General features: G+C 64.3%; 4 protein-coding genes. 2 read left to right on the forward strand and 2 right to left on the reverse strand.

Going from position 1 to position 3,991, the window contains the following annotated elements:
* Nucleotides 1-40: 40 nt before the first annotated feature.
* Nucleotides 41-292 carry an ogr/Delta-like zinc finger family protein gene (locus CAK78_RS09840; RefSeq protein ID WP_094697146.1) on the reverse strand — a complete coding sequence of 84 codons (252 nt, stop codon included), beginning with the start codon at nt 290-292 and terminating at the stop codon, nt 41-43.
* 412 nt (nt 293-704) lie between these two features.
* Complete coding sequence (locus tag CAK78_RS09850) at nt 705-1,511, reverse strand: crotonase/enoyl-CoA hydratase family protein (RefSeq protein WP_065018103.1); 807 nt, start codon at nt 1,509-1,511, stop codon at nt 705-707.
* Between the two features lie 167 nt (nt 1,512-1,678).
* Between CAK78_RS09850 and CAK78_RS09855 the strand changes: the two genes are divergently transcribed.
* Both CAK78_RS09855 and CAK78_RS09860 read left to right on the forward strand, forming a co-directional pair.
* Nucleotides 1,679-3,466 (forward strand): putative nucleotidyltransferase substrate binding domain-containing protein, encoded by a 1,788-nt coding sequence (locus CAK78_RS09855; RefSeq protein WP_094697147.1) that lies wholly within the window; start codon nt 1,679-1,681, stop codon nt 3,464-3,466.
* Between the two features lie 2 nt (nt 3,467-3,468).
* A partial coding sequence (locus CAK78_RS09860; protein ID WP_094697148.1) for a 3'-5' exonuclease occupies nt 3,469-3,991 on the forward strand: 523 nt, incomplete at its 3' end.

Raw genomic sequence — 3,991 nt, forward strand, 5'->3', positions numbered from 1 at the left:
AAAAATTTTATTACGATATAGAGTGTAACGAACAAGGGGGCTACTGCGCCCCCAATCCTTTCAATACTAACTGCCGCCCCTCTGACGTGAGCGACCCCATCAAGCTGAGTACCAGCTGATTGGTAGTCTTGGCCGAGGGGCTTAGGGTATGGGCGAACGACAAGGTGGCCACCCAGCTGTGGCCACACTCGGCATCGGTACACTGACAGTAGAGATCCGAGACATCATCGCTCAGCCGATTGGTCTTGGTAATGCGGCCCCGCTGGCCACACACTTTGCAATAAACCCGCATTACGCCCCCTTTTCTATCCAAATCAACAGCCTATCTTGCCATAGCAAACTCTGAGGCCTGCGATCCGACCTATTACACCGCCGTCATCTGGCCCGAACACGATCGCTGGTCCAGCTATGGCACGGTGCAGGCACTCAAGACCGAAGAGGTGGACGGCAAGCTCAAGCTGTTCCCATCCTCTGCCCGAATCGGGATCTCATCTCCTACAACCAGAGCGGCCAGTATCGGTTCTGCTTCATCGAGCTCTTCGAGAACGTCGCCACCTGGGGCATACCTACCTGTTGGGCCTCGGCGTCACCGATGAGCCCAACCCAAGGATAAGGAAATCAAACCAGAACGGTTCGATCAGATGCCGGGGCCCTCAATGGCCTCGGCACCAAGATCGATACCATTTCCTATTTATCCCTGCCTGTCAGAGCGCGTTGCGGCGCGGCCCGAACGGCAGACGCCAGCGAAACAGGCTGTTGAGGGTGGCGCGCCACTGGTTGGGGCGTCCCAGGATCTGCTTTTGCAACCGGGTCTCTTCCTTCAACATCGCCTCGTCGCTGCGGGCCCAGGCCTGGTTGTAGAGCTGCTTGATCCCCGCCAGCGCGTCCGGCGACTTGGTGATGAGGGTCCTCGCAAACTCCCGCGCCTGGGCCAGCGGATCGTCGCAGACCCGGCTCACCAGCCCGAGGGACTTGGCCTCCGGCGCCGCCAGCTCGCGTCCGCTCATGGCCAGCTCCATGGCGGTGTCCACCCCCATCAGATTGCGCAGGGTGACGCTGCCGCTCATGTCGGGGATGATGCCCCACTTGATCTCCATCACCGAGAAACGGCAATCGGGGGTGCTGAAGCGAAAGTCGGCGCCAAGGGCGATCTGCAACCCGCCGCCAAAACAGACCCCCTGGGTCACGGCGATCACCGGTACCGGCAGCTGATGCCAGCCATAGGCCACCCGCTGGGCCAGGTTGGTGGCTTCGTCCGCCTCCCGTTTCAGGATCTCGAGCGCCGCCACCGGCTGCTTGAGCATGGATTTCACATCCAACCCGGCGCAAAAGGCCCGCCCCTCTCCATGCAGGATCACCGCCCGCAACCCCTTGTGCTGGCGCAACTGCTCGAGCACCTCGTCGATGGCGCTGAACATGGCCCTGTCCAGCGCATTGAGCTTGTCACCCCGCGCCAGCATCACCTCGGCGATGCCGTCCCGGATCTCGCATTTGACCCTTGGTTTTTCCATTTTCCCCTGTCCTCTCCTGAGCTCACACTGGTCATACCACCACGTTATCAGAGTGTTATCATCAGGTACAGCGGCCCATGGGATTGGCTGGCCGTGCGACTAAAGTCGGCTGGCCGGCAGCACGCCGCTTTGTCAGACTGATTTGACGCCACCGGCCAAGGATTGCCATGACCACTCTGTTCAACTTTGCCCGTCCGCCGTTTGACTGCCTGAGCGAGCCTGAGCGCCAACAACTGGGGCAGGCCCTCTCCATCTGCTACTTTCGCGCCGGCCAGCCGGTGTTAAAGGCCGGCGACGCCCCGCCCGGTCTCTACCTCGTCATCAAGGGGGCGGTGGAAGAGTCGACTCCCCACCATCAGTTCGGCGACTACGGCGAGGGGGACATGTTCGACGTGCGCGCCCAGTTCGACGGCCACTGTCGCCACCAGTTCAACGCGCTGGAAGATCTGCTCTGCCAGCTGATCCCCCGCGATACCTTTCTGGCCTTGTGTGAAGGCAACGACGCCTTCGCCCGCTACTTTACCGCCAGCCTGGCACAGCGGCAGCAGCTGCAGGATCAGCGCGCCCAGCTGGGCCAGAAGAATCTGGCGGAGTTCATCCTGACCCGCATCGAGCCCGGCCATCTGCAGCCGCCGCTCATCGTCGACAGCCGCCTGTCGCTCCTGGCCGCCACCGAGGCCATGGTGGCCAGGGGCACCGACTGCCTGCTCTACCCCGCCACGGACGGCAGCCTGAGTCTCGCAACCCGCAAGACCCTGCTGCACGCCCTCACCCTCAAGGGCTTGCCGCTGACGGCGCCGCTGGCGGTGCTGGATCCGATCACGCTGATCGGCCTGCCGCTTGACAGCTATCTGTTCGACGCCCTGCTGCTGATGACCCGCCACCGCATCAAGCGGCTGGTTGTCTGGCAGGGGCAGGAGGTGGCGGGGATCCTGCACCTCACCCAGGTGCTCGGCCTCTTCTCCACCCACTCCCACGTGCTGACCCTGCGCATCGCCCGCGCCAACACCCTGCCGGCGCTGGAGGCGGTGGCCCGTGAACAGCAGCAGCTGACCCGCTCCCTGTTCGCCCAGGGGATCCACACCGCCTTCTTGATGAAGCTCATCGCCACCATCAACGAGCAGCTGATCGCCAAGGCCTTCGCGCTGGTGATCCCGCCCGAAGTACAGGAGCGGGTCTGCCTGCTGATGCTGGGCTCGGAGGGGCGCGGCGAGCAAATCCTCAAAACCGATCAGGACAATGCCCTGATCCTGCCCGCCGACCTGTCCTGGCCCACCCAGCAGGCGGATCTGGCCGCCTTCAGCGAGCTGCTGGCCAGGCTTGGCTACCCGCCCTGCCCCGGCCGGGTGATGGTCAACAACCCCGCCTGGGTCAAACCCCTCGACGGCTGGCTGCAGGAGATCGAGCGGGCCTGCGTCGAAGCCAGGGAGGCGGATCTGCTCTGGCTGGCTACCCTGGCCGACGCCCACCCCATCGCGGGCGATCGCGCCCTCCTCCCCCCCGTTGCCCGCAAGTTGCGCGAACAGCTGGCCGAGCGGCGGGATCTGCTGGCGGAGATGGTGCGACCGGCGGTCGCCTTTCACGCCCCCCTCACCCTGTTTGGCCGGCTGGAGCGGGCACCGGAGGGGCTGGATCTGAAACGAGGCGGCCTCTTCCCGCTGGTGCACGGCATCCGCATGCTGGCACTGGAAGCCGCCATCCTGGAAACCTCCACCCTGGGGCGCATCGAGGCGCTGGTGGTGGCAGAGCGGCTCAGCGCCAGCTTTGGCGCCGATCTGGCGGAGGCGTTCAGGTTGTTCGTGCGGCTCAGGCTGCGCAGCCAGCTCAAGGAGGGGGAGAGCCGGGTACAGGTCAATGATCTCAGCCATGGCGAACGGGACCTGCTGCGCCAGGCACTGCATCAGGTGAAGAAATTCCAGCAGTGGCTCACCTTGCACTTTCGTCTGAGGCAATAGCCGTGTTGAGCCGCCTGCGTCGTCACTGGCTTGGCCGCCGCTTTCACGCCTCGGCGTTCGCGCCGCTCTTTGCCGGCCCCCCGGACGACGAGTGGGTGGCCCTCGACTTCGAGACCACCAGCCTGGATCCCGACCGGGCCGAGATCGTCGCCATCGGCGCGGTACGTATTCGGGGCAACCGGCTGCTGACCGGCGAAGCGCTCTCCCTGCGGGTGCTACCACCCGGCGGCCTCACCGCCGAGTCGGTGGTGATCCACGGTCTGCGCCATCAGGATCTGCAACAGGGCATGGAGCTGGAAGCCGCGCTGCATCAGCTGCTGGCCTTCATCGGCCCCCGTGAACTGGTGGGGTATCACATCGCCTATGATCTGCGCATCCTCAACCTGGCCTGCCGCAAGTTGTGGGGGCGGACTCTGGCGCAGCGGGGCATAGAAGTGAGTCGGCTCTATCACGATCACCTCTATCGCCGCTATCCTGAGGCCGTCATCGATCTTCATCTCCCGGCGATCTGCCGCCATCTGGCGC

It is taken from the genome of Aeromonas sp. A35_P, assembly GCF_002259925.1.
Taxonomy (GTDB): domain Bacteria; phylum Pseudomonadota; class Gammaproteobacteria; order Enterobacterales; family Aeromonadaceae; genus Aeromonas; species Aeromonas dhakensis.

Bases quoted from the DNA above. Each gene is read 5' to 3' on its own strand.
- CAK78_RS09850 (WP_065018103.1), bottom strand. From the start codon at position 1,511: ATGGAAAAACCAAGGGTCAAATGCGAGATCCGGGACGGCATCGCCGAG.
- CAK78_RS09855 (WP_094697147.1), top strand. From the start codon at position 1,679: ATGACCACTCTGTTCAACTTTGCCCGTCCGCCGTTTGACTGCCTGAGC.
- CAK78_RS09840 (WP_094697146.1), bottom strand. From the start codon at position 292: ATGCGGGTTTATTGCAAAGTGTGTGGCCAGCGGGGCCGCATTACCAAG.